Here is a 25,919-nt window from a genome sequence, read left to right as displayed (position 1 = left end):
CGGCGTCGAACCGTGGACCTTCCGCCGGACGTGGCCCGTGGACACGCGGGTTAGGGTGACCCGCGTGAGCACGATCGACCATCTCGTGGTCGCCGCGGCCACGCTGGACGAGGGCAGCCGGTGGGTCGAGGAGCGCCTCGGCACGCCGCTCGAGCCGGGTGGACGGCACGAGGCCTTCGGCACGCACAACCGGCTGCTCTCACTGGGCCCCGACCACTACCTCGAGGTGATCGCCGTCGATCCCGAGGCGCCGCATCCCGGGCGGCCGCGGTGGTTCGAGCTCGACACCGAGGCGATGCGGGCGCGCCTCGCGGACGGGCCGGCGCTGGTCCATTGGGTCGTGCGCGTCGAGTCGCTGGCCGGCGAGGCTGACGTCCTCGAGCTGCGTCGGGGTCCGAACGAGTGGGCCCTCACGGTCCCCCATGACGGCCGTATGCCGCTGGGCGGGCTCGCCCCGTCACGGATCCTCTGGCACACTCCCCCACCGTCGACCCTGTTGCCCGACAGCGGTATCCGACTGCTCGAGCTGAGACTGTCGACGCCCGAGCCGGAGGCAGTAAGGGAGACGGTCAGGGCCGTCCGCGGCCCCGTCGTGGTCCTGGACGGACCGCATGGCCTGGCGGCGACGTTGCTCACCGGGGGCGGGCCCGTGGTCGTGGGCGACCTACAGTGATGTCGTGAGCGACCTCCACAGCATCACCTCCATCGAGCGCCTCCTCGAGGTGTACCCGCACCAGCCGGCGTTGCCCTCGGTCCAGAAGGAGTCCCGCACGATCCTGCCGAGCCAGGCCGACATCATCGAGGCCTCGCCGTTCTGCGTCATCGCCACGGTCGGAGAGGGCGGCCTCGACCAGTCACCGCGGGGCGACGCACCCGGGTTCGTCGTGGTCCACGACGAGCGCACGCTCGTCATCCCGGACCGCCGCGGCAACAACCGGCTCGACACCCTGCGCAACATCGTGCGCGACCCGCGTGTCGGGATCATCTTCCTCGTGCCCGGCATGGGCGAGGAGGTGCGCGTGCGCGGCACCGCCGTCATCTCCACCGATCCGCAGGAGCTGGCTCGACATGCCGTCAAGGGCACCGAGCCGGCCGCCGTCCTCGTCGTCACCGTCGAGCGGGTCTACTTCCAGTGCGCCCGGGCGATGAAGCGGTCCCGGCTCTGGGACTCGGCGACCTGGCCCGAGCGGTCGGCCCTGCCCACGGCAGGTCGGATGACCCGTGAGGCGGGCGGCTTCACCGAGCAGGAGGCCGCCGAGTACGACGCCGCCCTCGATGTGCGCCAGGACGCGACGCTCTACTAGCCCGTCGAGAGCGCAGTTCGCGACACCACCCGTGCGATCGAAAGAGCAGTTCGCGACACCCCCCGTGCGATCGAGAGAGCAGTTCGCGACACCACCCGTGTCGCGAACTGCTCTTTCGATCGTCATTCCTCGCCGGAGGCGATCTGCTCGTGGTGGTGGATGACCTCGGCGATGATGAAGTTGAGGAACTTCTCCGCGAAGACCGGGTCGAGCCCGGCCTCGTGTGCGAGCGTGCGCAGCCGAGCGATCTGGCGCTCCTCGCGAGCGGGGTCGGCTGGGGGGAGGTTGCGCTCCGCCTTGAGCCGTCCCACCTGCTGCGTGCACTTGAACCGCTCCGCCAGCAGGTGGACCAGGGCCGCATCGATGTTGTCGATGCTGCTCCGGAGCCGAAGCAGCTCGGCGGGCATCTCGGGCGTCTCGCGGTCGCTCACCGCATCAGGCTAGGTCAGACCAGCGCCGGCTCGTCCGCCCGACCGGTGGGCGGACCGGCGCCGGGAGATCCGTCGCCTGCTCAGCGCTCCACGAAGCCGGACAGGTCGTCGCGCGGGGCGCCGGGCAGGACCACGACCGACTCGACCAGGCCAGGGCGTCCCGTCGTCGTGGGCTCCTCACGAATGAGCTCCTCGAGCCGGGACACCGCGGCGGCGGAACCCTGCGCCACGACCTCGACCCGTCCATCCGCCATGTTGCGCGCATGTCCGACGAGGCCGAGCTCGAGCGCCCGGGCCCGGGCCCACCACCGGAAGCCGACGCCCTGCACGCGGCCTCGGACGAACACCGTCACGCGCCTCAGGTCGCTCATGGCACCACCGTAGGGCGACCGCCACGTCCGAACCGACCACCCACCCACCCGGGCGAAACGGTCGAAGCCGGCCCAGCGGCATACGGCCCCTGCAGCGAGTCGGCGCACGTGCGGACGCCGCTCACGGACCCCGCGGCCCACCGCGCGCCTCCGTCCCGGGCTCCTCTTCCGTCCCTATGCTCACAGTGGGGCCCGGCCCCCGGTCGACCACCAGTCGAGAGCGGAGGGAGCCACGTGACGACGTCGGCCACACCTCGAGTGGCCCGCAGCGCGCATTCGGAACCGGTCACGGCCTCGCACCCGCGACCGGGCGGCAGCACGTCGCCACCCGGAGGACCCCGACGTCGACCAGACCGGATCGAAGGACTCGACGGCATCCGGGCGCTCGCCATCGTCGCAGTGCTCGTCTTCCACCTCAACGCCCCGTGGCTCCCCGGCGGCTACCTCGGCGTCGACGTGTTCTTCGTCGTCTCGGGGTTCCTCATCACCACCCTCCTCGTGCGGGAGCACGAACGAACCGGCCGGATCCGGTTCCGGGACTTCTGGGTCCGGCGCGCCAGGCGGCTGCTGCCGGCGCTCGTCGTGACCGTCACGGTGAGCACCCTCATCGCCCGCCTCGTCAGCGGCGACCTGCTCGTCCACATCGGCCGCCAGATCGTCGGCGCGTTGACCTTCTCGACGAACTGGGTGGAGATCACCGCAGGGTCCAGCTACTTCGACCAGACGGCGCCGCAGCTGTTCATGAACTTCTGGTCGCTCGCCGTGGAGGAACAGTTCTACCTGCTCTGGCCGGGCCTCACCCTCCTGCTCGTCAGCGTCGCCGCGGCCCGGGCCCGGGTCGCGGTCGCGCTCGTCGCGGCAGCGACGTCAGCCCTCCTGATGGCCGTCCTCGTGGAGCCCGGGGCGGACGCGACCCGGGTGTACTACGGCACCGACACGCACCTGATGGGCCTGATGATCGGGGCAGCTCTCGCGTTCGCGTGGGCCAACCCTCACATCGCCAGGCGAATCCGCCTCTCCCGCCTCGGCGCCGGCGGGCGGCTGGCCGTCCCCGGAGCCCTGCTCGTCCTGGTGACCGGCTTCCTCCTCCTCGACGAGAGCGACGTCGCCACCTTCCGAGGCGGGATCCTGCTCGCGTCACTCGCGTCGGGCATTCTCGTCCTCGGGGTGCTCGACCGGTCCACCACCCGGCCACCGACGGTGTGGCAGCGACTCACCGGAAACCCGGTGGCGGTCTGGGTCGGGGTCCGGTCCTACTCGATCTACCTGTGGCACTGGCCGGTCATCCTCCTCGTCGCACGGGACAACCCCTCCGCACCCGGCACCATGAGCCACCTGCTCACGCGCGGCTGGTGCGTCCTGGTGACCCTCGCCCTGGCTGACCTGACGCACCGGTTCGTGGAGACGCCGTTCCGGCGGCTCGGCTTCTCGGGTGTGCTGCGGGTCGTCGGCGCCTTCCTGCTCTCGTGGTCACGACGCACCCGGCAGGTCGTTGCCGGCACGACGCTGGCCGCGACGCTCGCCCTGACCGCCATCGTGCTCACCGCGCCCGACCAGTCCGAGACGGCCCGCATGCTCGAGGCCAACGAGAAGGCAGCTGCGGCCGCTGCCCCGGCGACCCCGCGTGGAGGTGCTACCACGACGCCGGGACGTGCCCCCGCCGAGCAGCCCGCGGTCGCAGCCCCGACCCTGTCGAAGTCCGTCGCCGCCGACGACGCCAAGGCTGACTTCACCATGCCCCTGGGCAAGGAGATCGACGGGTACGGGGACTCGATGATGGTCGGCAGCATCCATGCCCTCGCCTACTACTTCCCCGGCATCCGCCTCGACGCGAAGTCCAACCGGCGCTGGGCCGACGGGCTGGCCGCGGTCGACGCGCGGGCTGACCGCAACCGTCGGGCCGTCGTGCTCGCCTTCGGCACCAACGCGGGAGTCGACCCGGGAGCAGTTGAGGCCGTGCTCGATGCCCTCGGCCCGGACCGCATGGTCGTGCTCGTCAACCTCATGGGCCCGTTCGCTCGCATCGAGGAAGACAACGCCACCTTGGCAGCGGCCGCCCAGTCGCGTGCCAACGTCATCGTGGCCGACTGGGCTGCCGCCGTGCGCAACCATCCTGAGCAGCTGCAGGCCGACCGGATCCACCCGAGCCTCGAGGGCTCCCATCTCTTCGCCAAGACGGTTCGTCAGGCCTTCGCGACCCTGAGCGAGCGGCACACGGGTCAGCGGGTGGCGCTCAAGGACCTGCCGATGCCCTGAGGGCTTGCGTCAGCCGCCGTGCGCGGCCCGGGCGCGACGGCGCCTTCCGCCGAGGGGTGGGCCGGGCGGCCCTCACTCGGCGAGCCAGGCTGCGTAGGCGTCGAAGGTGTAGGGGCGGCCCAGGAAGTCCGCGACGAGGTCGGCCGCGTCGCGGCGCCCGCCCGGCGCGAGCACCTTGTCACGGTAGGCCCCGGCCACCTCGGGGTCGAAGAGGTCGTGCCGGTCGAAGGCCGAGAACATGTCCTTGGCGATGACGAGGGACCACATGTAGGTGTAATAGGCGGAGCTGTAGCCGTCCAGGTGACCGAAGTGGCAGTGCATGTGCGTCCCCTCGATGTACGGGAAGACGGAGTAGGCCGCCATCAGCTCCTTCAGCCGCCCCGTCAGGTCCGCCGTCTCGTTGACGTGCAGGTCATAGGACAACGCCGCGTAGAACATCTGGGTCCGGGCGTCGTAGCCCTTTCCGAAGTCGTCCGCGCGACGCATCGCCGCCACGAGGTCAGCCGGGATCGTCTCTCCCTCAGCGTTGCGTGCGAACGTCGCGAGGACGTCCGCGTCCCAAGCCCACTCCTCGAGCATCTGGCTGGGCGCCTCGACGAAGTCCCACTCGGTGGCGACGCCGGAGAACCGGACCCACTCCTGGTCCCCGGCGACGACGTGGTGCACCAGGTGACCGAACTCGTGGAAGAGCGTGACGACCTCGTCGTGCTCCATGAGCCCACGGTTGAAGTTGCACACGAGGACCCCCTCGGCGAGCTGGACGCCCCGGACCCCGCGCACGAGGTCGAACTGCGCGGCGTGCTTGTACTTGCCGTCGCGGGGGTGCAGGTCGAGGTGGATGCGACCGATCCGCCTGCCGTGGAAGGCCACGTCGTATGTCGCGACCTCGGGGTGCCAGGTGGCGGGGTCCTCGGCGGGCCTCCACTCGAGGCCGAAGAGACGACCTGTGACGTCGAGCAGCCCCTGGCGCACCGCCTCGAACGGGAAGTAGGTGCGCACTCGTTGGGCGTCGACCGCGAGCTGCTCCTTGCGGACCAGCTCGGCGTAGTAGGCATGGTCGGCGCCGTCGATGTCGGTCGCCCCGGGTCGGTCCTGCCGCATCCGCTCCAGCAGCACTGCCTTGTCGCGGGCGGCGCTGTCGGCCGCGAGCTCGGTGATTCGGTCGATGAAGTCGGCGATCGCCTTCCCCGTGCCGATCATCTTGACCTCGGCGTCGTAGTCGGCCCACGACTCGTAGCCGAGCAGGGCCGCTGTCTCACGCCGCACGGCGAGGATGTCCTGGAGCACCGCGTCGTTCGCCGGCCAGCCGATGGTGAGGAACTCCTTGACGAGAGCACGCCGCGCGTCGGCGTCCTTGGCGAACGTCCGGAACGGGACCACGTCGGGGTAGTCGGTGGTGACCGTGACCAAGCCCTCGTCATCGACCGGGTGCGCGTCGACCCAGTCCTGCGGCAGGCCGTCGAGCTGCTCGGGACGGAGCCGCACCGACCGGACGTTCTCGCGGATGTTCTTGCTGAACTCCTGGCTGAGGAGCAGCCCCTTCTCGCTCAGCTCGCGAAGCCGAGCGCGGGTCTCATCGTCCCGGTCGACGCCTGAACGGCGGAAGTCACGCAGGGTGCGCTCGAGCAGACGCAGGGCGTCCGCATCCAGTCCCGCCGGGTCGAGCCCGGCGAGCACGCCGTACAGCTGCTGGTCGAGACCGAGATCGGTGTCGACCTTCTGAACCCCCTGGGCGACCGCCTCGGCCCGATCACGGACTGCCTTGTCCGGATGGATCTCGGCGAAGAGGGACCCCACCGCGGCGGCGTTGGACAGGGCGACCTGCGCGTCGTTCCACAGGTGCAAGGCGTCGAGCGCCTCCGTCGGGGGCGACGCCTTGAGCTCCTCGACGAGGGACTGGCAGCGGGCCAGCTCGTCGTCGCCGCGGCGGCCGACCCAGTCGAGCCAGTCCGCGCCGGAGTCGCCGGAGTCGCCGGAGTCGCGGGAGTCGCGGGAGTCGCGGGAGTCAGCGGCGGGGAGGGTCAGCGGGTGCGGCTGGATCGTCACCACGGCACTGTATGCCGCTGGGCTCGGTCAGCGCCCGCCGTTTCCCAGCCGCGTGGTCAGTCCCAGAGCCGGAGTGACCGGGTGATGATTCCGGCCAGGTCCTCCGCGGTGACGGTCCGCGGGCTCATGGCCAGGAGGCGCTGTTGCTTGAGCGCCCCCTCGACGAGCGCCTCGACGTCGGACTCTCCGTAGCCCACGGCGCCGAGACCGGACGGCAGGCCGATCTCCCGCATGAGGTCGATGAGGATCGCCGGGAGCAGGTCCTGCGGCGGCCCGTCCCACGGTCCCCGGCGCTGCGGGTCGAGCAGCTCCGCCGCGGCGAGATGCCGCTCGGGGCCGGCGGCGAAGGTCCAGCGGAAGGCCTCCGGAGCGGTCATCGCGACGGCCATGCCATGAGGCACCATCGGCTCCTCCTGCGGATAGTCGCGAGGGTGGAAGCCACGGACCCGACCCGCGATGGGGTAGGCGTTGGCGTGCGGGACGTGGACGCCTGCGTTGCCGAAGCCGAGACCGGCGAACGTTGCGGCAAGCGCCATGTCGGCACGGGCCGTCTCGTCGTCTCCATCCCGGACGGCGGGCCGGAATGCTCGCGCGAGCAGGCTCAGGGACCGCTCTGCCCAGAGGTCTGCCACGGGATTGGCGCCGCAGTAGGGCACGCGCTCCTGGGGGGCCTTGCGCGGATAGCTGTCGTAGGGTCGCGCGGTCCAGCTCTCCAGGGCGTGACACAGGATGTCCATGCCGGCGCTCGCCGTCACCCCCGCGGGCTGGGTCATGGTCAGTCGGGGGTCCACGACCGCAAGGGCGGGCCGGAGCCGCTCGTGGCTGATGCCGGTCTTGACGTGGAGCGACAGGACGTCGAGGACGCAGATGGTCGTGCTCTCCGCTCCCGTCCCCGTCGTCGTCGGCACGGCGATGAGCGGCAACAGCGGGTGCTGTGGTGGACGGGCGCGGCCGATGGGCGCGTTGATGTAGTCCATGAGGTCGCCCGGGTTGGTCAGGAGCAGGTCGACTGCCTTGGCCGTGTCGATCGCCGACCCGCCGCCGACGGCGAGCACGGCGTCGAACGGCCCGTCGGCCCTGGCCCGGGCGACCGCCGCGTCCAGGCTTGCGTCGGTCGGCTCGACGTGTGCGGAGTCGTGGACGACCGCCTCGCCGCCGTGGGCCCGAACCTGCGCGGCGACCCGCTGCGGGACTCCGGTGGCCAGCACCCGGGGGTCCGTCACGACGAGCACCCGTCGTGCGCCCATCCGCTCGAGGTCGTACCAGAGCTCGTCTGCCGCCCCCGCGCCGAAGCGGAGCCGCGGCGCGGCGTAGGTGAAGACCGACTCGTTCATGGGGACACCCTTGCAGTGACGCGTCCTGCGTGGGGCGGAGAGGACGGCGGGATTCGGCGAGGACCTCGCGAGACCTGACCTCAGGACAGGCGAGGCGCCAGGTCGTCCCGCCTGGGCCTGGGCCGCGGCTGGCAGACCGGGCAGGAGAACGACGAGCGGTTCATGAACTGCTCTCGGCGCATCTGCGCGCCGCACCGGTCACAGGCGGTGCCCTCGCGCCCGTAGGCGTGCAGGGACCGGTCGAAGTAGCCGCCCGCTCCGTTCACGTTGACGTAGAGGGTGTCGAAGCTGGTGCCCCCCTGTTCGAGGGCTTCGGCCATGACCTGGCGGGCATGGTCGAGGACTCGACCCAGCATCGGCTTGGTCAGGGTCGCGCAGACGCGCTCACCATGGACCTTCGCACGCCAGAGCGCCTCGTCGGCGTAGATGTTGCCGATCCCTGACACCAGCGACTGGTCGAGAAGGGCCCGCTTGACCGCGCTCTCCCTCAGCTTCATCCGTCTGACGACGGAGGGTTGGTCGAACGCGGCCTCGAACGGGTCCGGAGCGATATGGGTGACGGCGTCGGGGATGCCGTCGCGGCCGAGAGGTGAGAGCGCGAGCCCACCGAAGGTGCGCTGGTCGACAAACCGGAGCTGGGGGCCGTCGTCGGCGAAGTCGAAGACCGCGTGGCAGTGCTTCTCTCGTGGCGCGTCGACCGGCTTGACGAGCATCTGTCCGCTCATCCCGAGGTGGATGATGAGGGCTTCGTCAGCGTCGAGCACGAGCCAGAGGTACTTGCCCCGACGAGCAGCCGCGGTGACAGTGGTCCCCCGGACCCGGTCGGCCAGGTCCTCGGGGCCGGCGACGTGCCGACGAGCGACGCGCAGGCCGGTGATCTGTGCGCGGTCGATGCGCCGTCCGACGACGTGGTCGGCCAGGCCACGACGAACGACCTCGACCTCAGGCAGCTCAGGCATCGGGCGACCCGCGCTCAGGGCAGGCGAGAGCGCTCGGCTCTCGGATCGGCATCGGCCTCGGCCATGGCCGTCCGCCGACGGTCCAGCGAGTGCCAGGCCTCCTTCGCAGCCTTCTGCTCCGCCTCTTTCTTGCTGCGGCCGTGGCCCTCCCCGAGCACCTGCTCGCCGAGCACGACTCGAGCGTGGAACTCCTTCTCGTGGTCCGGTCCCTGCTCCCCGACCCGGTACTCGGGAGTTCCCTGTCCGACGGCAGCGGCCATCTCCTGCAGGCTGGTCTTCCAGTCCAGACCGGCCCCCAGTGTCGCGGCTTCCTCGATGAGCGCGTCGAAGTGGTGATGGATGAACTGCGCGGCGCGCTCGATGTCGGTGCAGAGGAAGACCGTGCCGATCAGCGCCTCCATCGTGTCGGCGAGGATCGAAGCCTTGTCGCGACCGCCGGTGGCCTCCTCACCCTTGCCGAGCATGACGTACTGCCCCAGGTCGAACGTACGGGCCACGTCGGCGAGCGCGCGCATGTTGACGACCGCGGCCCGCAGCTTGGCCAGCTGTCCCTCGGCGAGATCGGGATGGCTGCGGTAGAGGGTCTCGGTCACGACGAGCCCCAGCACCGAGTCGCCGAGGAACTCCAGGCGCTCGTTGTTGGGGACGCCGCCGTTCTCGTAGGCGAAGGAGCGGTGCGTGAGGGCACGCAGCAGCAGCGGCTCGTCGATGTCCTGTCCGACCACCTGCTGGAGGTGGGCGAGCAGAGCATCGACGGGCCGCTGAGGGACCGCCACAACACCCGCGTCGCCGTCGCTCACGGGGCTGCCCACGGCCGGGTCAGGCCTGGTGCTCGGTGCGCTCGGCGACGGCGTAGTAACGGCCCTTGTACGTCCCGCAGGACGGGCACGCGATGTGCGGCTGGGCAGCTGCACCGCACTGGGGGCACGTGGTCAGCGTGGTCGGCGTTGCCTTCCAGTTCGCGCGACGCGAACGGGTGTTGGACCGCGACATCTTCCGCTTCGGGACAGCCACGTCAGTTCCTCTTCTCTTGCGGGTCGTCCGCCAGCAGACCGCTGAGGGAAGACCATCGGGGGTCGATCACTTCATGGTGGTGGTCCGGGTCGTCGGCGAGGCGAGCCCCGCACTCGGAGCACAGCCCCGGACAGTCGTCCCGGCACACCGGTTGGAACGGCAGCGCGGGCACGACCGCGTCCCGGAGCACGGTCTCGAGGTCGACCAGGTCGTCCACGAGCTCGTACACGTCGTCCTCGTCCGAGTCGCCCGCCACCTCGTGGTGGTGCGCCGCCCGATCGGTGTAGGCGAACAGCTCCTGGAATCCTACGACGAGCGGGAGCTCGACCGGATCCAGGCACCGCACGCAGGCACCGGTCGCCGTGCCGGAGACCGAACCCGTGACGAGCACTCCCTCGACGACCGACTCGAGCCGCACCTCGATCTCGACCGGCGAGCCGGCCTTGATCGCGATGACATCGGTGCCGAGGTCCTCGGGGAGCACCACGGTGCGCTGGAGCTCGTGCATCGTCCCGGGTCGCCGGTACAGCTCCCTGGTGTCGAGCACCAGGGGCGAACGGGGATCGGGACGGTCCATGACTCCTGCACAGCGGTAGATGTGGGTTCGGTCCGCGCCAAGACAGACGTGGACCGACGTCCAAGGCTACCGGAGCGGGTCGGTGCGACCCAAATCAGCGCATCCGTGACTGCAGTGCCTCGAGCACTGCGTCAGGGACCAGCCCCGAGACGTCGCCGCCGAAGCGGACGACTTCCTTGATGAGGGAGCTCGACACGTGCTGGAGGTCGGGGGCCGAGGAGAGAAAGAGCGTCTCGACGCCGGTGAGGTGGCGGTTCATGTGGGCCATCGGCAGTTCGTAGGCGAAATCCGTCCCGCCCCGGAGCCCCTTGACCATGGACGTGGCGCCCACCTCGAGGCACACGTCGACGACGAGCCGGTCAGCCCAGGCTGCGATCCGCACGTTGTCCAGGTGGCCGAGCGAGGTGTGAAGGAGGTCGAGCCGCTCGTCGATGGTGAACGTGCCCCGCTTCGCCTCGTTGTGCAGGACGGCGACGACGACCTCGTCGAAGAGGGCCGCTGCCCGCTCGATGACGTCCACGTGCCCGTTGGTGACCGGGTCGTAGGAGCCGGGACACAGGCAGCGGCGCAGGTCGGTCGTCACGGTGCTCAACCTACGCGACCCCACCGCTCAGGGGAGGCTCGGCGAACCAGATGGTCGTCTCGCCGTACCGTTTCTCGCCAGACAGCTCCAGGCCCGGCGGCCAGGTCGGTTGGGGCGAGCGGGTGGAGCGTTCGACCACGACGAAGGCCTCCGGACCGAGCCACCCCTGCTCGACGAGGGCCGTGAGCACGCCGGTGAGTGCGGCCTCCCCCACGTCGTAGGGCGGGTCGAGGAAGACGAGGTCCATCCTGATCCCGGCCGGCGGGCCGGCCCGAAGGACCCGCTCGACCGTGTCGGTGACGACGCGCACGCCGGGCACCCCGACGATCTCGATGTTGCGCGCGATGACCTCGGCCACCTTCTTGTCCGCCTCGACGAGGAGGACGATCGAGGCGCCCCGGCTCGCTGCCTCGAGCCCGAGAGCGCCGGACCCGGCATAGAGGTCGAGCACGTGGGTGCTGTCGAGCAGACCGTGGTGCTCGAGCCGGCTGAAGAGGGCCTCGCGAACCCGGTCCGAGGTCGGCCGGGTCCCGGTGCCGGGCGGTGTGCGTAACGTGCGGCCACCTGCTGAGCCGCTGATGATCCTCGTCATCTCACCCCCGCTCGAGCCAGACGGCCTGGTCCTCGTCGAGGCGGGTGGCGACGGCCGCTGCCAGAGCGGGATGGACGCGGAGGTCCGGGTCGGCCTCGACGAGCTCGAAGGCGTCCTCGCGCGCCTCGGCGATGATCTCCTCGTCCTCCGCCCGCGTGAGCCGTAGGTGCCGGATGGAGCTGCCCCGGCCGCTCTGGCGGGCTCCCAGGACGTCTCCCTCTCGCCGGAACTGCAGGTCGGCACGCGCGAGCTCGAAGCCGTCGGTGGTGCTGGCCACCATGTCGAGGCGTTCGGCCGCCCGCTCCCCCGGGTCCTTGGTCAGGAGCAGACAGAGCCCCGGCACGGACCCTCGGCCGACCCGACCCCGCAGCTGGTGCAGCTGGGAGATGCCGAAACGGTCGGCGTCGACGACGACCATGACCGACGCGTTGGGGACGTCGACCCCGACCTCGATGACCGTCGTGGCGACGAGCACGTCGATGTCGCCGGCACCGAAGGCGCGCATGGTCGCCTCCTTCGTCTCGGGGTCGAGCCGGCCGTGCAGGACGCCGATGCGGACCCCCTCCAGCTCCGGCTTGGTCGTCAGCTCGTGCCACATCGTGTAGACACCGGTGAGCTCGGACGGTGGTTGGGCGGGCTGCCCCTCCCCGTCGTCGCCCCAGTCGGCCTCTGACCAGTCGGCCTCGGACCAGTTGACCGGCTCCCAGTCGGACGCGTCCTCCTCCGAGGTGTCGGACGAGAGGATCGACCCGGGGTCGGGCTCACCGATCCGAGGACACACGACGTAGGCCTGGTGGCCCTTGGCGACCTCCTCGGCGACGCGTTGCCAGGTCCGCTGCATCCAGGCCGGCCGGTCGGCCTTGACGACGTGGGTGGCGATCGGGGACCGCCCGCGGGGAAGCTCTCGCAGCGTCGAGGTCTCCATGTCCCCGAAGACGGTCATCGCCACGGTCCGGGGGATCGGGGTCGCCGTCATGACGAGCACGTGTGGCGGCGCCACCCCCTTCTCCCGCAGCGCGTCCCGCTGCTCGACGCCGAACCGGTGCTGCTCGTCCACGACGACGAGGGCGAGGTCGGCGAACTGCACGTGCTTCTGGATGAGGGCGTGGGTGCCGATGACGATTCCTGCCTCGCCGGACGCCGCGTCGAGCAGCGCTGCACGCCTTGCACCCGCGCTCTGGCTGCCGGTCAGCAGCGCGAGCCTGGTCCCGATGTCGCGGCCGCCGAGCATGCCGCGCACCGCCAGGTCGCCGAGCAGTGCCGAGATGGACCGGTGGTGTTGCGCGGCGAGGACCTCCGTCGGCGCGAGCAGGGCTGCCTGTCCCCCGGAGTCGACCGCAGCGAGCATCGCCCGCAGGGCCACCACGGTCTTGCCGGAGCCGACCTCCCCCTGGAGCAGCCGGTGCATCGGGCGCTCCCGGCCCAGCTCCTCGAGCAGGACCTCCCCGATCGCGCGCTGGCCGTCGGTGAGCTCGAAGGGAAGGCGGTCGTCGAAGGCAGCGAGCAGGCCGTCCGGGCGCGGCCGCCGCGGGGTGCCGACGAGCGCCTCCGAGGCCTTGCGACGCTGGGCGAGGATGGTCTGGAGGACGAACGCCTCGTCGTACTTCAGGCGCCGCACCCCGGCGTCCGGACGCTTCGTCAGGGGCGGCCGGTGCACCAGCTCCAGGGCTTCGGCCCGGCCGAGCAGTGACCGGCGCTCGCGGACCTCGTCGGGCACGGGCTCGCGGACCCGGTCGACCGTGTCCAGTGCCTGGTGGACGAGCTTGCGCATCCGGAAGGCATTGAGCTTGCCCGTCGTGGAGTAGACCGGCACCCAGTGCGTCCGGTAGTACTCGATCTCCCCGGCCGTGTCCTGCTCGTCGATCAGCTCATAGTCCGGATGGGTCAGCTGCAGCCGCCGGCCGTAGGAGCCGATCTGGCCGATGAAGAACCCGCGCACCCCCGGGCGGAGCTTCCGTTCGTGCCCGTAGGCGTTGAAGAAGGTCACCTCGAGCTGGTGGCCCGCGGAGTCCGCCAGCACGACGTTGAGCAGCTGTCCGCGTCGGTTGCGCATGGGCCGGGTCGTCGCGGCCGCGACCTCTGCGACGATGAGGACGTTCTCCCCCACGCGCAGCCGTGACAGGTCGGTGAGCTCGTTGGGCGGGAGGTACTTGCGAGGGACGAACTCGAGCAGGTCGCCGATCGTCTCGACCCCCTTGTTCTTGGCCATCGCCGCCGCGTCCGCCTTCTTCAGCAGCTTGGTCAACGGCGACTCCTCGGTGAGCAGCACCATCTCACTCGACTCCGACCAAGGCGGTGTAGACCGGCTGGCCCCCGTCGATGACGCTCACCTCGACACCGCGGTGGGCTTGGCGGGCGGTCGCCTCGACGGCGGCCACGAGACCGTCGGGAGCCGAGTCCCCGAGCACGAGGGTGACCAGCTCCCCGCCGCTCGACAGGAGCCGGTGCACCACCTCCCGGGCGACCGTGAGCTGGTCGGAGCCGACGATGACGATGTCACCGTCGACGACCCCCAGCACATCGCCCGGCTGACACGGGCCGCCGCTGGTCAGGCCCACCCGGTTGGCGATCGTGACGGCCCCGTGTCGGGTGCCGGCTGCAGCGGCCTGCATGGCGACAAGGTTGGTCGCGGGGCCGAGGTGGCGGTCGAGGACCGCCACCGCCGCCACGCCCTGGACCGCGGTCCGGGCCCGGACGACGTGCGCCTCGATCCCTTCGTCGGCCACGACACGGGCGGCTGCTGCCGCCGCCAGCTCGGTGTCGGCGTCGTTGGGCAGGACGATGACCCCCCTGACTCCGGTCGCGTGCTGCCTGCGGATGGCCTCGATGAACTGACCGGTGGTGGCTCGGTGTCCCGGGCCGGACGAGAGGACGACGGCTCCGACCTCCTCGAAGACGTCGGCCAGGCCCCGCCCCGCGGCGCACGCGACGACGCCGGTCAGCGCCCCCTGGACGTCCCCGGCCGTGGCCGCCTCGGCTCCGGGTCGGCCCGCCGCGTCGGTGCCACCACTGGACACGGCGGGGAGGTCGCTGATCAGCCGGGTGATGCGGATCCGGTGCGGCCGCCCCGCCTCGATCCCGGCCTCGACGGCAGCCCCGGGGTCGTCGACGTGGGCATGGACGTTCCACTCCCCGTCGCCGCCCACGACGAGGACCGAGTCGCCGAGCTCGACGAGGCGATCGCGGAGGCCGCCGACGAGCACCTCGTCCTCCACGGCGAGCAGGTACATCACCTCGTACTCAGGGCCGGGAGGCTCCCCCGGACCCACGAGGTCTGCGTCAAGCGGCCGGGTGACCTGCGGCGGCCGGTGGTCCGGGTGCGCAGGGCCCCGGCGGTCAGAGGACGACAGACCGAGGACGACCCTGCCGTCGTCGCCGGCAGCCAGCCGCTCGAGGCACTCCAGGACGAGGACCAGACCGGCGCCGCCGGCATCGACGACCCCGGCCCGGGCGAGGACGGGCAGCTGCTCCGGAGTCCGCGCCAGGGCCTCCTGGGCCGCCTCGAGCACGCGCACCGTCAGAGGATGCAGGCCGACGGCCCCGTCCCGCGTGTCGGCGCCGCCCGCAGCCAGGGCTGCGGCCCGGGACACCGACAGGATGGTCCCCTCCTTCGGGTCGGTCACGCCCTGCCAGGCCCGCTCGTCGGCCCGGGCGAGCCCCGATGCGAGGTCGCTCGCGCGAACCTCTGCGCTGTCTCCGACCCCCTCGGCGAGACCCCGGACGAGCTGGCTCAGGATCACCCCAGAGTTGCCGCGAGCTGTCCACAGCATGTTGGCCGCGAAGTCCTTGAGCAGGTGCGCGACGTTCTCCGGAGGCGGTTGGTCCGCCGAGCCGGTGAGCATCCGGTCGATGGCCGCGTCGAAGGTGAGGTAGAGGTTGGTGCCCGTGTCGCCGTCGGGCACCGGGAAGACGTTCAGGGCGTCGATCTCGGCACGCCGCGCGGCGAGGACGGACCGGACGAGGACGGCCCAGCGGCGCACCGCATTGACGTCAAGGGCCTCGAGGGCCCCCACCGGGCTCACTGACCCGCCAGCCATCCGGCTCCTTCCGCTCCATCCGCACCGGTCCGCGCCGCGCTCGGGTGACCCTCCGTGACCAGAGGTCGTGTTCGGCAGGCTACTGCGTCGTCCCGACGCTCTGGCGCCGTGGCCCTCTAGCGTTGTCCCGTGCCCACCCGACCCGCACCCGGCATCCACCGCAAGACCAGAGCGGATGCGCCTGATGGCTTCTTCCGGGCCGAGGCTGCGGGACTTCGGTGGCTCGCCGAGGCGGAGCCCGTCGACGGGGCGAAGGTGGTCGAGGTGGTCGGCGTGGGACGACGGCACATCGACCTGCGACATCTCAGCGCGGCTGGTGCGACCGCGGCGGCGTCCGCAGCGCTCGGAGCCGCCCTCGCCGTCACGCATGCCACAGGTGCACCTGCATTCGGTGCGCCTCCGGCTGGATGGGTCGGGCCTGCGTGGATCGGCAGACAGCCGCAGAGCAACGACCCGGAGCCGTCGTGGGGGCGCTACTTCGCCGAGCAGCGCGTCCGCCCCTTCGTCCGCAGGGCCGTGGACGTCGGCCACCTCGACCCCGGTGACGCGAGGCTGGTCGACGCCCTCTGTGACCGCATCGCGGCGGGCGACTATGACGACGGCCGCCCTCCCGCTCGGATCCACGGCGACCTGTGGGCGGGCAACATCGTCTTCACCCCCGACGGGGCCGTTCTCATCGACCCTGCTGCCCATGGCGGCCACGGCCTCACCGACATCGCCATGCTGATGCTCTTCGGCTGTCCTCATCTCGATCGGGTCCTCGGTTCGTACGCCGACACCGCAGGGCTCACCGCGGGCTGGCGCCGCCTGGTCCCCCTGCACCAGCTCCATCCGCTCGCCACCCACACGGCCTCCCATGGCCCCAGCTATGCCCGAGGACTCGTCGAGGCGGCCCGGGCCGTCGCCTGACGACGTCGCCGTTTTGTTGAGTCGGGCTCCGGTCGGCTACTCTTGACCGGTTCCCTTCGCGTCGAGCGGGTGAAGCACGCCCCGCGGACGTGCCGAGCGCCGAGCCGGTGCTGACGGGGGCACCAGTACGTGATCAAGACCCCGACATTCAGGAGATACCCGTGGCTGCCAACTGCGACGTCTGCGGCAAGGGACCGAGCTTCGGTCACAACATCTCGCACTCGCACCGCCGCACCAAGCGCCGCTGGAACCCCAACATCCAGCGCGTTCGGACGCTGGTGGGCGGTGTGACGCCGAAGCGCATCAACGTCTGCACCTCATGCCTGAAGGCGGGCAAGGTCGTTCGCTGACCGCATCCGCCTTCGCGAGGCCGGCTCCCGTCAGGGACGCCGGCCTTCGCCATTTCTGAAGTGGTCCCATCCGGTCTGCCGGGGCTGCCGACCCTCGATGAGGACACCCGGCGCCTCTCCCTCCGACGGCGCGCGCACCGCGCCGATGACCCTCCAGCCGGTCGGAATGCCTCGTGGGAAGGTCGCGAGCAGCGAGTGCTCCTCGCCACCGGCCAGGACGCAGTCCCAGGCGGTCTCCTCGCCGACCGCGTCGGCGATCCGCGCCACGTCATCTCCCAGTGAGCGCCGGTCGAGCTCGAGGACGACACCGCTCGCGCGGGCGATTCGGCCACCGTCTCGCATCAGGCCGTCCGAGACGTCGAGCATCGCGCTGGCCCCAGCAGCCGCCGCCTGCGGTCCGGCCTCAAGGGGTGGGGTGGGGCGCCGCTGGACGGCCACTGCCTCCGGGTGCCGGTCAGCCCGGTCGTGCATCAGCAGGTGCAGGCCGGCTGCGGCGAGGCCGAGCGACCCACGGACCGCGAGCCGGTCCCCGGGGCGCGCGCCGGATCGCAGGACCGGGGAGGCGTCGACGTCGGCCAGGTTGCCGAGCGCGGTGACGGACACCATGACGACCCCGGGCGGCGCCGATGACAGGTCTCCGCCGAGCACCGCGACGCCCACCCGGTCGCACGCGTCGGCGATCCCCCGGGCCAGGTCGACCACCCACTCGAGGGAGGTCATCGGGTCGGCGACCAGCGTGACGAGCACCCCGGTGGGGCGGCCACCCATCGCCGCCACATCCGCGAGGTTCTGGGCCACGACCTTGGTGCCGACGTCCGCTCCCGACGACCACGCATCGAGCCAGTCCCGACCGAGGACCACGGTGTCCGTCGTCACGATGGTCCGGTCCTCGGTCGACATGACGGCGGCATCGTCACCCGGAGGCACGATGAGGCCGGCGACGGGACGGAACAACGGGAGGATCCGACCGAGGACCTCCTCCTCGTCGAGGCCACGGAGGGGTGTGCCACCCGTCAGGCTGGGTCCGGGCCGGCTTGACACGAATCACACCTCTTCATCGCGGTTCGGCACCGATCGCGCCGGTTTCCATGGGACGAGACGTCCCATGGCAAGGTAGCGTCAGAGCACGGCCCTTGGCACATCGGCTCCCTCCGCGGCACCCTGCCGTCGTGCGAGCCGAGGGCGTGGGCCGTGGGAGCCGGCTCCCCACCGGAAGACAAGCGCAGGTTCGTCAACACAGTGAGGTGACACGTGGTCCAGGCCTACATCCTGATCCAGACCGAGGTCGGCAAGGCGGCGACGGTTGCGGAGGCGATCGCCGGCATCAGCGGCGTGACGCTGGCCGAGGACGTGACCGGCCCCTACGACGTCATTGCGCGGGTCGAGGCGGCCAACGTGGACGACCTGGGGCGCCTCGTCATCGCCAAGCTCCAGGACGTGCCGGGCATCACGCGGACCCTGACCTGCACCGTGGTGCACGTCTGACGCGCACGTCGGAGGCGCCCGTCTGGACCACTCGTCTCGTCGACACCGGAGGGTCGCCGCTGCATGAAGCCCGGGTCCCGTCGGTCCGTGCACCCATGATGCCGCTGGCGCGCTCCCCTCGTTCCAGTCCCGGGACGAGGCGCTTCAGGACCGCTGCGGCGACCCTGGGAGCCCTGCTCCTGGCAGCCGCGTGCTCATCCGCACCTGAGGTGAGCCTCGCGCCGCTGGCCGACGAGCCGGCCTGCTCGTCCGCTCGGTGGCCGACGGAGGTCAGTGGGCTGCCGTCGGTGCCGACGGCTCCCGACGACCCCTCGCTGGCGGCCTGGGGCGATCCACCCATCATTGCCCGGTGCGGGCTCCCGGCACCCGCCCCGACCGTGGACTCGTGCGTCGCAGTCGACGGTGTCGACTGGGTCGTCCGCCAGCTGTCCGACGGCACGGCGGCCGTCACCTACGGGCGCGAGCCGGCCATCGAGGTGCTGGTCCCGGAGGCGCACGGCCCGGTCCCCCTCCTCCTGCCGGCCTTCGGCGACACTGCCCGCGCCCTGCCCGAGACCGGTCGACGCTGCTCCTGATCTGTCCCGGCCGCACACGGCAGCCGGGGACGTTCAGCGCAGCCCGGTGCGGCGCTCGAGGGCCAGTGAGACGAGCTCATCGATGAGCTCGGTGTAGGTCAGCCCTGAGGCGGCCCACATGCGGGGATACATCGAGTGCGGGGTGAAGCCCGGCATGGTGTTGATCTCGTTGATGAGGACCCGACCGTCGTCGGTGTAGAAGCAGTCCACCCGGGCCAGGCCCTCGCAGCCGAGCGCCTCGAAGGCCGCAGCGGAGAGGCGCCGGACCTCGTCGGAGATGTGCGAGGGCACCTCGGCGGGGCACGTCAGGTCGACGTCGGCCTCGGCGAGGTACTTCGCCTCGTAGTCGTAGAACGCGTGGTTGTCATGGACCGCGACCTCACCGACCTGTGAGGTTCGGGGAGCGTCGGTGCCGTGCCCCTCGAGGACGGCGCACTCGATCTCGCGGCCCCGGATGGCGGCCTCGACGATGACCTTGGGGTCGTGCTCCCTGGCCTGCTCGATGGCCGTCTCGAGGAGCGCTGGGTCGTCGACCTTGCTGATGCCCATGGACGAACCGGCCCGCGCCGGCTTGACGAAGAGCGGGAGACCCAGGGCGGAGCAGGAGTCCAGCGCGGCGGCCGGGTCGGATCGCCAGGCCCGGTCCGTGATGACGGTGTAGGGGCCGACCGGGAGGCCGTGGCCCGCGAACACGACCTTCATGTAGTGCTTGTCCATCCCGGCCGCCGAGGCGAAGACCCCGGACCCGACATAGCGGATGTCGGAGAGCTCGAGGAAGCCCTGGAGCGTCCCGTCCTCACCGAAGGGGCCGTGGAGCAGGGGCAGCACGACGTCGACGTCGCCGAGCTCCTTGGGCGGCTGGCCGGCCTCGAGGATGGTCAACCCGGTCTCGCGGGTCGACAGGGGCAGGACGACGTGGGCCCGGTCGGGGAGCACCTCTGGGGTGCGTCCCGCGGTCAGCTCGAACCGGGCAGGGTCGTCCGCGACGAGCACCCACTGGCCGTCCCTCGACACCCCGATCGGGACGATGTCGTACTTGTCCCGGTCGATCGCACGCATCACCCCGGCGGCGGTGGCGCACGACACCGCATGCTCCGAGGAGCGGCCACCGAAGACGATGGCGACGCGGGGCCGGCGACCCCGGTGTCCGTTCGACGCGGCGTCGACGGCGTCGCGCTGGTCCGGATCGCTTGGCTGCACGGGCTGGTCGCTGGTCATCAGACGAGACTCTATACGGGTGGTCAGGGGTGGCCCGTAGGCTGACGCGGTGAGCGAGACTCCCGCCTTCCACGTCGACACCATCCTCGTCTCGGCAGGTCGGCCGGCCCACGTGCCGGGCGGCCCGGTGAACCCTCCCGTGGTGCTCTCGTCGACCTACATCCCCGATGCGGCCGTCAACTACGCCCGTGTCGGCAACCCCACCTGGGATGCCTTCGAGGCGGCCATCGGCGAGCTCGAGGGGGGCCGGGCGCTCGTCCACGCCTCCGGGATGGGCGCCATCGCGGCGGCACTCGCGCTCGTGCCGCCCGGCGGGACGATCGTCGCCCCGGACACGACGTACAACGGGACGGTCCTGCTCCTCGAGGACTTCGAGAAGGCCGGTGGCACGGTCCGTCGTCGACACGCCACCGACACCGAGGGTTTCGTGGCCGACCTCGCCGGCGCCGATCTCGTGTGGCTCGAGTCGCCGACGAACCCGCTCATGGACGTCATGGACCTTCCGGCCGTGCTCGACGCCGCCCGCTCACAGGGGGTGCTCAGCGTCGTCGACAACACGCTCCCCACGCCGCTCGGGTGCCGGCCACTCAGCCTGGGGGCCGACGTCGTCGTGCACTCTGCGACGAAGTACATCGCCGGGCACAGCGACGTGCTCCTCGGGGTCACCGTGGTCGCGAGCGACGAGCGCGGCTCCGAGCTGGGAACCCGCCTGCATCGCCACCGCACGCTGCACGGCGCCATCGCCGGTCCGATGGAGGTCTACCTCGGCCTGCGCGGGCTGCGCACCCTCGGAGTGCGCTACGAGCGGGCCTGCGCCAGCGCCGCCGAGCTCGCCGCGCGGCTCGAGGGCCATCCAGCCCTGGAGCGGGTCCGTTATCCGGGGTCCGGCGCGATGCTGTCCATCGACGTCGCCGGCGACGCCGATGCGGCCGAGCGGGTGTGTGCGGCGACGCGCGTCTGGCTGCACTCCACGAGCTTGGGAGGGGTCGAGTCCCAGCTCGAGCGGCGCCGTCGCCAGCCCGCGGAGCCGGCGACCGTCCCGCCCAACCTCGTCCGGCTCTCCGTCGGCATCGAGCACGTCGAGGACCTCTGGACCGACTTGGACCGGGCGCTGCGCACCGTCCTCTGAGCGACGCCGTATGCCGCTGAGCGGGCTCCCGCACGCTCGCTCCGTTTCGCGGCCCGTCCCTTCACCGGCCCGCCAACACCACTCGAGTGGCCTCGGTGTGCACACGCACCTTGTGGACGGTCAGGCCACTCGAGTGGCCTCGGTGTGCACACGCACCCTGTGGACGGTCAGGCCACTCGAGTGGCCTCGGTGTGCACACGCACCCTGTGGACGGTCGGGCCACTCGAGCTCGGGACGGCGGTGGCCGGGAGGGCACGTCGGAGCGGCGGCGAGCCCAGCGGCATACGGCCTAGTGGTGCTCCGACTTGAGGTCTCGGGCCATCAGCCTCGGGCCCACCTCGGTGACCGGGTCGCCGTCGCGGACGACCCCGACGACCTGTTCCACGATCGGCATGTCGACGCCGTGGTGCTGGGCCAGGCTGAGGATCGACTCGCAGGACTTGACCCCTTCGGTCGTCTGCTTCATCTCCTCGGTGGCCTGCTCGACCGTCAGCCCACGGCCGAGCATGACGCCGAACGAGTGGTTGCGCGACAACGGCGACATGCACGTCGCGATGAGGTCACCGACGCCGGCGAGCCCGAGGAACGTCTGTGGCTCCGCGCCGAGAGCGAGGCCGAGCCGGGTGGTCTCGGCCAGCCCGCGGGTGATGATCGTCGCCTTCGTGTTGTCGCCGAACCCCATCCCCTCGGCCATGCCCACGGCGAGCCCGACGACGTTCTTCGTGGCGCCGCAGATCTCGGTGCCGACGACGTCGTGGGTCGTGTACGGGCGGAAGACCCGCGACGCGCACGCGGCGGCGACGCGCTCGGCGGCGGCGAGGTCCACGCACGCGACAGTGCTCGCGGCCGGCTGGTGGAGGGCGATCTCCTTGGCGAGGTTGGGACCTGACACGACGACGATGCGCTCCTGCTCGACCCCGGCGACCTGGCCGATCACCTCGCTCATCCGCAGCGTCGTGCCGAGCTCGACACCTTTCATGAGGGAGACGATGTCGGCTCCGGCCGGCATCGCATCGCCCCACTCGGCGAGGTTGGCTCGGAGCGTCTGCGACGGCACGGCGAGCACCACGATCTCGGCTCCGTGACAGGCCTCCGCCGGATCCGCCGTCGCCCGGATCGTGTCCGGCAGCTCGAGGTCCGGCAGGTAGTCGCGGTTGCGGCCGGCGTTGATCTGGTCGACGACCTCCTGACGGCGTGCCCACATCGTCACCTGGCTGCCGGCTTCGGCGAGGAGCGAGGCGAAGGCGGTGCCCCAGCTGCCGGCGCTCATCACTGCCACGCGGGTCACGCTGGCTCTCCTTCGGTTGTCGTGCCGGGCTGCGAACGCCCGAGCTCGTGGTGCTTCATCGGGTCACCGATCTCGGGCACCCCGTGCTGGCGCGGGTCGAAGCGCTCATGGGTGTGCTCCTCGCCGCGGATCTCCTCGAGCAGCTCGGTGATGCGGTCCATCAGCCGGTCGGTGGCCTCGCGCAGGGTCCGGGTGTCGATCGGTCGGTCGTAGAGGTCGGACAGGTCGACCGGCGGCCCGGCCAGCAGGTGCATCGTCTTGCGGGGGAACAGCCTCGGCCGGTGGCCGTACGGCGAGAGGATCTCCTCCGGCCCCCACTGCGCCACGGGGATGAGGGGGCACCTGGTCTCCAGCGCCACCCGGGCCGCCCCTGTCTTGCCCCGCATCGGCCAGAGGTCCGGGTCCCGGGTGATCGTGCCCTCGGGGAAGATCGCCACCGCCTTGCCTTCTCGCACCGCGGCCACCGCGGCGCGGTACGCCTGGGCGGCGGCGACCGAGTTGCGGTAGACGGGGATCTGCCCGGCCCGGCGGATCACCCAGCCGACCCCGGGAATCGTGAAGAGGCTCTCCTTGGCCAGGAAGTACGCCTCGCGCCGGTTGTCGTACATGAAGTGCGCGAAGATCAGCGGGTCGACGTAGGAGATGTGGTTCGGGGAGACGACGAAACCGCCGGTCGCCGGGAGGTGCTCGACGCCGCGCCACTCCCGCTTGGTCAGAGCCATGAGCAGCGGACGCAGCAGGAACGCTGCGAACCGGTAGGCCATGGGCAGCCGCGTGGGGCGCGCACCTCTCACTCGTCGGCACCTCTCTTCGGGGCGCCCCGGGAGGGAGCGCCATGGGCCTTCATCTTGTCCACCTCGCGGCGCACTGTCGAGCGGCCGGCTCCCCGGTGGGAGAATTCTGCCCAGCATGAGCCAGCCACGCACCGACACCCTGCCCACCCGACCGCCGGAGTGGCACCTCGTCGTCCCGGTCAAGGCCGCAGCAGTCGGCAAGTCACGACTGGCGCGGGACCTCGACCGCAGGGGGCTGCGCGCCGACCACGAGGCGCTCAGCCGAGCACTTGCGCGCGACACCCTGCGCACCGCCACGCTCACCGTCGGGGCAGCGCGCGTCGTCCTCGTCACGGCGGACCTCATCACGGCCACCGAGTGGTCGAGACACGGCGTGATCGTCGTCCCTGACCCGGGCCGGGGACTCAACGCCGCCATAACGCTGGGGCTGGCGGCCACGCCCGCCCACCAGGCGGTCGCCGCCCTGCTCGGCGACGTGCCGGCCGTCACCCCGGCTGACCTGGAGCAGGCACTGGCCGCAGCCGCAGCCCACCAGCAGTCCTTCGTCCCGGACGCCGCGGGGACGGGCACGGTCCTGCGGGCGGCCGTCAGCGGCCGCTTCACCTCTCGCTTCGGCGCGGGCAGCGCCGACCGCCATGCCGCGGACGGGGCCACCCGACTCGAGCTCGACCTGCCGCGGCTGCGCACCGACGTGGACGACGTCGGCGCGCTGGCACGCGTGCTGGAGCTCGGCGCCGGATCCTCGACCCGAGCCGCCGTGGAGGGTCTCGATCTGCTTGGATGGGCGCATGCAGGCAACGGTCCACGCCTTTGACCCCATCTCGCAGACGGGCAGCCTGATCCGTGACGACGGCGTCCTGCTCCCCTTCGACAACGCGGCGTTCGAGAGGAGCGGCCTGCGCCTGGTCCGCGTCGGCCAGCGGCTCACCGTCGACCTGGTCGACGACCGGGTGACGGCGGTGCGGATCGTCGGCATCGAGCCGGCCAACGGCACCTACTGACACCGGACGTCGCGTCGGAGCCCGACCAAACGAGGTCGGACTCCGACGTGCGTGCGGTCGTGGCTCAGCCGGCCGTCTTGCGAGTGGTGGTGCGCTTGGCAGCAGCTCGCTTGGCGGTCGTCTTCGCTGCGGTCTTCGTTGCGGTCTTCGTTGCCGTCTTCACGGCCGTCTTGGCGGTGGAGGCCTTCTTCGCGGGGGTCGCCTTCGACGCGGTCGACCGTGCGGTTGACGTTGCGGCCGTGGCGGTGGACCTGGTCGCGGTCTTGGCGGCCGACTTCGTTGCCGTCTTCCTGGTCGGCGTCGACGTGGCGGCAGCCGCCTTCGTGGCCGTCGTCCGCGCCGCTGACTTCGCGGCCGACTTCGCCGCTGACTTCGCCGCGGTCTTGGCCGGCGTCGCCTTCTTCGCGGCGGCCTTCGCGGGCGTCGCCTTCTTCGCGGTGGCCTTCTTCGCCGCCGCCTTCTTTGCGGCCGCGCCCGTCAGGGCCGCCGCAGCCGTCCCGGCCGAGGCACGAGTCGCTGCGGAGCCGGTCTTGGCCAGCTTCTTCTGTCCGGAGACGATCTCCTTGAAGTTCGTGCCCGCCCGGAACTTGGGGATGCGCGTCTTCTTGATCTTGACCGTGTCACCGGTCTTGGGGTTACGACCCGTCCGCGCCGCGCGGTCCGCCCGCTCGAACGTGCCGAAGCCCGTGATTCCCACCTTGCCGCCCCTCGCCACCTCGCGGATGACGATGTCGAGGACGGCCTCGAGAGCTTCAGAGGCAACCCTGCGGCTGCCGAGCTTGGCCTCAAGGGCGCCGATCAGTTCTGCCTTGTTCACGTCTTCCCTCCAGAGGACTGTCGGTTTGCGCGACCGACCTGCGTCCGGATCGAGTCCGGTTACCCACGACGTTAGGCCGTGCGGGGGTCGAGGTCCATCACCTGAGGCCAGTTCTTTCCGTTGTGTCGCAACGACTTTGGCGGGCGTCGGCAAGGTGGCTCAGGGTGAGGAGAGGCGTCCGAGACGGCGGGCAGACCACGGGTTGGCTTGTCCGGCAACGAAATCGGCCGAAGCGAAGTCTCAGGAAACGGGTGTCGGAGGGATGGTCACCGGCTTGTGCGCGGCCCGGGACTGCTCGAACCGGGAGACCTCATCCTCATGTCGCAGGGTGAGCCCGATGTCGTCGAGGCCCTCGAGGAGGCGCCACCTGGTGTAGTCGTCGATGTCGAACGGCGCGACGATCTCCCCCGCGGAAACCGTCCTGGCCAGGAGGTCGACGGTCACCTCGGCGCCGGGGTTGTTCTCGAGGTACTTCCAGATCAGCTCGACGTTGTCCTGAGAGACGACGGCCGTGAGCAGACCCTGCTTGCCGCTGTTGCCCCGGAAGATGTCGGCGAAGCGCGAGCTGATCACGGTGCGAAAGCCGTAGTTCATCAGGGCCCAGACCGCATGCTCCCGGCTCGAGCCGGTCCCGAAGTCGGGGCCCGCGACGAGGACGGAACCCTGCGCGTAGACCGGGTTGTTCAGGACGAAGGAGTCGTCCCGGCGCCAGGCGGCGAACAGGCCGTCCTCGAAGCCCGTCCGCGTCACCCGCTTGAGGTACTCGGCGGGGATGATCTGGTCGGTGTCGACGTTGCTGCGGCGCAACGGCACCCCGATGCCCGTGTGGGTCTCGAACTTCTCCATGAC

28 protein-coding genes are annotated in these 25,919 nt (G+C 71.2%); 10 read left to right on the top strand and 18 right to left on the bottom strand.

Annotation, left to right across the window (positions count from 1 at the left end; translation table 11 throughout):
* The first annotated feature begins 64 nt into the window (after positions 1-64).
* Both ABWV20_RS11260 and ABWV20_RS11255 read left to right on the top strand, forming a co-directional pair.
* Positions 65-673 (top strand): VOC family protein, encoded by a 609-nt coding sequence (locus ABWV20_RS11260; protein WP_353355250.1) that lies wholly within the window; start codon positions 65-67, stop codon positions 671-673.
* A 4-nt stretch (positions 674-677) separates the two neighbouring features.
* Positions 678-1,304 carry an MSMEG_1061 family FMN-dependent PPOX-type flavoprotein gene (locus ABWV20_RS11255; RefSeq protein WP_353355249.1) on the top strand — a complete coding sequence of 209 codons (627 nt, stop codon included), beginning with the start codon at positions 678-680 and terminating at the stop codon, positions 1,302-1,304.
* 122 nt (positions 1,305-1,426) lie between these two features.
* Here the strand turns inward: ABWV20_RS11255 and ABWV20_RS11250 are convergent, their stop codons facing one another.
* Positions 1,427-1,735 (bottom strand): chorismate mutase, encoded by a 309-nt coding sequence (locus ABWV20_RS11250; RefSeq protein WP_353355248.1) that lies wholly within the window; start codon positions 1,733-1,735, stop codon positions 1,427-1,429.
* An 80-nt stretch (positions 1,736-1,815) separates the two neighbouring features.
* A complete protein-coding gene (locus ABWV20_RS11245) occupies positions 1,816-2,106 on the bottom strand; it encodes an acylphosphatase (RefSeq protein ID WP_353355247.1) in 291 nt (96 codons plus the stop codon).
* A gap of 234 nt (positions 2,107-2,340) precedes the next feature.
* Here ABWV20_RS11245 and ABWV20_RS11240 point away from each other — a divergent pair, with 234 nt between their 5' ends.
* Positions 2,341-4,362 carry an acyltransferase family protein gene (locus ABWV20_RS11240; protein ID WP_353355246.1) on the top strand — a complete coding sequence of 674 codons (2,022 nt, stop codon included), beginning with the start codon at positions 2,341-2,343 and terminating at the stop codon, positions 4,360-4,362.
* 72 nt (positions 4,363-4,434) lie between these two features.
* Here ABWV20_RS11240 and ABWV20_RS11235 read toward each other — a convergent pair whose 3' ends face one another.
* The 10 genes from ABWV20_RS11235 to ABWV20_RS11190 form a co-directional block, all read right to left on the bottom strand.
* A complete protein-coding gene (locus ABWV20_RS11235; RefSeq protein ID WP_353355245.1) occupies positions 4,435-6,408 on the bottom strand; it encodes a M3 family metallopeptidase in 1,974 nt (657 codons plus the stop codon).
* Between the two features lie 56 nt (positions 6,409-6,464).
* Positions 6,465-7,742 carry a hydroxyacid-oxoacid transhydrogenase gene (locus tag ABWV20_RS11230; protein WP_353355244.1) on the bottom strand — a complete coding sequence of 426 codons (1,278 nt, stop codon included), beginning with the start codon at positions 7,740-7,742 and terminating at the stop codon, positions 6,465-6,467.
* 80 nt (positions 7,743-7,822) lie between these two features.
* Positions 7,823-8,701 carry a bifunctional DNA-formamidopyrimidine glycosylase/DNA-(apurinic or apyrimidinic site) lyase gene (gene mutM / locus ABWV20_RS11225; protein ID WP_353355243.1) on the bottom strand — a complete coding sequence of 293 codons (879 nt, stop codon included), beginning with the start codon at positions 8,699-8,701 and terminating at the stop codon, positions 7,823-7,825.
* 14 nt (positions 8,702-8,715) lie between these two features.
* A complete protein-coding gene (gene rnc, locus ABWV20_RS11220; protein WP_353355242.1) occupies positions 8,716-9,501 on the bottom strand; it encodes a ribonuclease III in 786 nt (261 codons plus the stop codon).
* 19 nt (positions 9,502-9,520) lie between these two features.
* Positions 9,521-9,715 carry a 50S ribosomal protein L32 gene (gene rpmF / locus ABWV20_RS11215; RefSeq protein WP_353355241.1) on the bottom strand — a complete coding sequence of 65 codons (195 nt, stop codon included), beginning with the start codon at positions 9,713-9,715 and terminating at the stop codon, positions 9,521-9,523.
* A gap of 1 nt (position 9,716) precedes the next feature.
* Positions 9,717-10,292: a YceD family protein gene (locus ABWV20_RS11210; protein ID WP_353355240.1), complete on the bottom strand. Its 576-nt coding sequence runs from the start codon at positions 10,290-10,292 to the stop codon at positions 9,717-9,719.
* Between the two features lie 94 nt (positions 10,293-10,386).
* Positions 10,387-10,875, bottom strand: a complete 489-nt coding sequence (gene coaD / locus ABWV20_RS11205) for a pantetheine-phosphate adenylyltransferase (protein WP_353355239.1) — start codon at positions 10,873-10,875, stop codon at positions 10,387-10,389.
* Positions 10,876-10,885: 10 nt separating this feature from the next.
* A complete protein-coding gene (gene rsmD / locus ABWV20_RS11200; protein WP_353355238.1) occupies positions 10,886-11,467 on the bottom strand; it encodes a 16S rRNA (guanine(966)-N(2))-methyltransferase RsmD in 582 nt (193 codons plus the stop codon).
* 1 nt (position 11,468) lies between these two features.
* Positions 11,469-13,739 carry an ATP-dependent DNA helicase RecG gene (locus ABWV20_RS11195; RefSeq protein ID WP_353355237.1) on the bottom strand — a complete coding sequence of 757 codons (2,271 nt, stop codon included), beginning with the start codon at positions 13,737-13,739 and terminating at the stop codon, positions 11,469-11,471.
* Position 13,740: 1 nt separating this feature from the next.
* On the bottom strand, positions 13,741-15,504 hold the full coding sequence (locus tag ABWV20_RS11190) for a DAK2 domain-containing protein (protein WP_353355236.1): 1,764 nt from the start codon (positions 15,502-15,504) through the stop codon (positions 13,741-13,743).
* 129 nt (positions 15,505-15,633) lie between these two features.
* Here ABWV20_RS11190 and ABWV20_RS11185 point away from each other — a divergent pair, with 129 nt between their 5' ends.
* Positions 15,634-16,413 carry a fructosamine kinase family protein gene (locus ABWV20_RS11185; protein WP_353355235.1) on the top strand — a complete coding sequence of 260 codons (780 nt, stop codon included), beginning with the start codon at positions 15,634-15,636 and terminating at the stop codon, positions 16,411-16,413.
* A 161-nt stretch (positions 16,414-16,574) separates the two neighbouring features.
* The gene (gene rpmB / locus ABWV20_RS11180; RefSeq protein ID WP_353355234.1) at positions 16,575-16,763 is read left to right on the top strand and encodes a 50S ribosomal protein L28; all 189 of its coding nucleotides are present in this window, start codon (positions 16,575-16,577) and stop codon (positions 16,761-16,763) included.
* 30 nt (positions 16,764-16,793) lie between these two features.
* On the opposite strand, the gene thiL is transcribed toward rpmB, so the two are convergent.
* Positions 16,794-17,804, bottom strand: coding sequence for a thiamine-phosphate kinase (gene thiL, locus ABWV20_RS11175; protein ID WP_353355233.1), 1,011 nt, complete (start codon positions 17,802-17,804; stop codon positions 16,794-16,796).
* A 210-nt stretch (positions 17,805-18,014) separates the two neighbouring features.
* On the opposite strand from thiL, the gene ABWV20_RS11170 reads away from it, so the two are divergent.
* Both ABWV20_RS11170 and ABWV20_RS11165 read left to right on the top strand, forming a co-directional pair.
* A complete protein-coding gene (locus tag ABWV20_RS11170) occupies positions 18,015-18,248 on the top strand; it encodes an Lrp/AsnC family transcriptional regulator (RefSeq protein WP_353355232.1) in 234 nt (77 codons plus the stop codon).
* A gap of 209 nt (positions 18,249-18,457) precedes the next feature.
* Positions 18,458-18,823 (top strand): DUF3515 family protein, encoded by a 366-nt coding sequence (locus ABWV20_RS11165; protein ID WP_353355231.1) that lies wholly within the window; start codon positions 18,458-18,460, stop codon positions 18,821-18,823.
* A 33-nt stretch (positions 18,824-18,856) separates the two neighbouring features.
* Here the strand turns inward: ABWV20_RS11165 and ABWV20_RS11160 are convergent, their stop codons facing one another.
* Positions 18,857-20,041: a D-alanine--D-alanine ligase family protein gene (locus ABWV20_RS11160; RefSeq protein ID WP_353355230.1), complete on the bottom strand. Its 1,185-nt coding sequence runs from the start codon at positions 20,039-20,041 to the stop codon at positions 18,857-18,859.
* 49 nt (positions 20,042-20,090) lie between these two features.
* Between ABWV20_RS11160 and ABWV20_RS11155 the strand changes: the two genes are divergently transcribed.
* On the top strand, positions 20,091-21,170 hold the full coding sequence (locus ABWV20_RS11155) for a trans-sulfuration enzyme family protein (protein ID WP_353355229.1): 1,080 nt from the start codon (positions 20,091-20,093) through the stop codon (positions 21,168-21,170).
* Between the two features lie 289 nt (positions 21,171-21,459).
* On the opposite strand, the gene ABWV20_RS11150 is transcribed toward ABWV20_RS11155, so the two are convergent.
* The gene (locus ABWV20_RS11150) at positions 21,460-22,458 is read right to left on the bottom strand and encodes an NAD(P)H-dependent glycerol-3-phosphate dehydrogenase (RefSeq protein WP_353355228.1); all 999 of its coding nucleotides are present in this window, start codon (positions 22,456-22,458) and stop codon (positions 21,460-21,462) included.
* Positions 22,455-23,252, bottom strand: coding sequence for a lysophospholipid acyltransferase family protein (locus ABWV20_RS11145; protein WP_353355227.1), 798 nt, complete (start codon positions 23,250-23,252; stop codon positions 22,455-22,457). Before ABWV20_RS11145 ends, ABWV20_RS11150 begins: the two co-directional genes overlap by 4 nt.
* A gap of 115 nt (positions 23,253-23,367) precedes the next feature.
* On the opposite strand from ABWV20_RS11145, the gene cofC reads away from it, so the two are divergent.
* Both cofC and ABWV20_RS11135 read left to right on the top strand, forming a co-directional pair.
* Positions 23,368-24,066, top strand: coding sequence for a 2-phospho-L-lactate guanylyltransferase (gene cofC, locus ABWV20_RS11140; RefSeq protein ID WP_353355226.1), 699 nt, complete (start codon positions 23,368-23,370; stop codon positions 24,064-24,066).
* Positions 24,041-24,253, top strand: coding sequence for a cold-shock protein (locus tag ABWV20_RS11135; protein WP_353355225.1), 213 nt, complete (start codon positions 24,041-24,043; stop codon positions 24,251-24,253). The genes cofC and ABWV20_RS11135 overlap by 26 nt, the downstream gene beginning before the upstream one ends.
* 64 nt (positions 24,254-24,317) lie before the next feature.
* Here the strand turns inward: ABWV20_RS11135 and ABWV20_RS11130 are convergent, their stop codons facing one another.
* Together ABWV20_RS11130 and leuD are read right to left on the bottom strand one after the other, a co-directional pair.
* The gene (locus ABWV20_RS11130; RefSeq protein ID WP_353355224.1) at positions 24,318-25,070 is read right to left on the bottom strand and encodes an HU family DNA-binding protein; all 753 of its coding nucleotides are present in this window, start codon (positions 25,068-25,070) and stop codon (positions 24,318-24,320) included.
* A 240-nt stretch (positions 25,071-25,310) separates the two neighbouring features.
* Complete coding sequence (gene leuD, locus ABWV20_RS11125; protein ID WP_353355223.1) at positions 25,311-25,916, bottom strand: 3-isopropylmalate dehydratase small subunit; 606 nt, start codon at positions 25,914-25,916, stop codon at positions 25,311-25,313.
* Positions 25,917-25,919 lie beyond the last annotated feature (3 nt).

It is taken from the genome of Intrasporangium sp. DVR, assembly GCF_040365325.1.
In the GTDB taxonomy this organism is placed as follows: Bacteria; Actinomycetota; Actinomycetes; order Actinomycetales; family Dermatophilaceae; genus Intrasporangium.
Note: the sequence above shows the minus strand (reverse complement) of the source record. Positions and strands in the feature narration are given on the sequence as shown.

Coding starts and splice junctions, on each gene's coding strand:
- ABWV20_RS11245 (WP_353355247.1), bottom strand. CDS start 2,106: ATGAGCGACCTGAGGCGCGTGACGGTGTTCGTCCGAGGCCGCGTGCAG.
- ABWV20_RS11230 (WP_353355244.1), bottom strand. CDS start 7,742: ATGAACGAGTCGGTCTTCACCTACGCCGCGCCGCGGCTCCGCTTCGGC.
- mutM (WP_353355243.1), bottom strand. CDS start 8,701: ATGCCTGAGCTGCCTGAGGTCGAGGTCGTTCGTCGTGGCCTGGCCGAC.
- ABWV20_RS11210 (WP_353355240.1), bottom strand. CDS start 10,292: ATGGACCGTCCCGATCCCCGTTCGCCCCTGGTGCTCGACACCAGGGAG.
- rsmD (WP_353355238.1), bottom strand. CDS start 11,467: ATGACGAGGATCATCAGCGGCTCAGCAGGTGGCCGCACGTTACGCACA.
- ABWV20_RS11195 (WP_353355237.1), bottom strand. CDS start 13,739: ATGGTGCTGCTCACCGAGGAGTCGCCGTTGACCAAGCTGCTGAAGAAG.
- ABWV20_RS11190 (WP_353355236.1), bottom strand. CDS start 15,504: ATGGCTGGCGGGTCAGTGAGCCCGGTGGGGGCCCTCGAGGCCCTTGAC.
- ABWV20_RS11160 (WP_353355230.1), bottom strand. CDS start 20,041: ATGACCAGCGACCAGCCCGTGCAGCCAAGCGATCCGGACCAGCGCGAC.
- cofC (WP_353355226.1), top strand. CDS start 23,368: ATGAGCCAGCCACGCACCGACACCCTGCCCACCCGACCGCCGGAGTGG.
- ABWV20_RS11135 (WP_353355225.1), top strand. CDS start 24,041: ATGCAGGCAACGGTCCACGCCTTTGACCCCATCTCGCAGACGGGCAGC.
- leuD (WP_353355223.1), bottom strand. CDS start 25,916: ATGGAGAAGTTCGAGACCCACACGGGCATCGGGGTGCCGTTGCGCCGC.